The organism is Mesorhizobium captivum, from assembly GCF_033977165.1.
GTDB classification, from domain to species: domain Bacteria; phylum Pseudomonadota; class Alphaproteobacteria; order Rhizobiales; family Rhizobiaceae; genus Mesorhizobium; species Mesorhizobium captivum.
Window position 1 is genome coordinate 1 of sequence record NZ_JAVIJB010000131.1, and the last position, 767, is coordinate 767.

1 protein-coding gene is annotated in these 767 nt (G+C 64.7%); it reads left to right on the plus strand.

All coding sequences use genetic code 11. The annotated features are described in order from the left end of the window. On the plus strand, positions 1 to 767 hold a 767-nt coding region (locus tag RFM40_RS33610), incomplete at both ends, for an elongation factor Tu (RefSeq protein ID WP_320279063.1).

Here is a 767-nt window from a genome sequence, read left to right on the forward strand (position 1 = left end):
CACGTCGATCATGGCAAGACGTCGCTGACGGCGGCGATCACGAAGTATTTTGGCGAATACAAGCGCTATGACCAGATCGACGCGGCGCCGGAAGAGAAGGCGCGCGGCATCACCATCTCGACGGCGCATGTCGAGTATGAGACGGCCAACCGTCACTATGCCCATGTCGACTGCCCCGGCCACGCCGACTATGTGAAGAACATGATCACCGGTGCCGCGCAGATGGACGGCGCGATCCTGGTGGTTTCGGCCGCCGACGGCCCGATGCCGCAGACCCGCGAGCACATCCTCTTGGCCCGCCAGGTCGGCGTGCCCTCGATCGTTGTGTTCCTGAACAAGGTCGACCAGGTCGACGACGCCGAGCTTCTGGAGCTGGTCGAGCTCGAGGTTCGCGAGCTGTTGACCAAGAACGAGTTCCCCGGCGACGACATTCCGATCGTCAAGGGCTCGGCGCTGGCAGCACTTGAGGATTCCAACAAGACCATCGGCGAGGACGCCATCCGCGAGCTGATGGCTCAGGTCGACGCCTACATCCCGACGCCGGTGCGTCCGCTGGACAAGCCGTTCCTGATGCCGATCGAGGACGTGTTCTCGATCTCGGGCCGCGGCACTGTTGTGACCGGCCGCGTCGAGCGCGGCGTGGTCAAGGTCGGCGAGGAGCTGGAGATCGTCGGCATCCGTCCGACGGCCAAGACGACCTGCACGGGCGTGGAAATGTTCCGCAAGCTGCTCGACCAGGGCCAGGCCGGCGACAACATCGGCGCGCT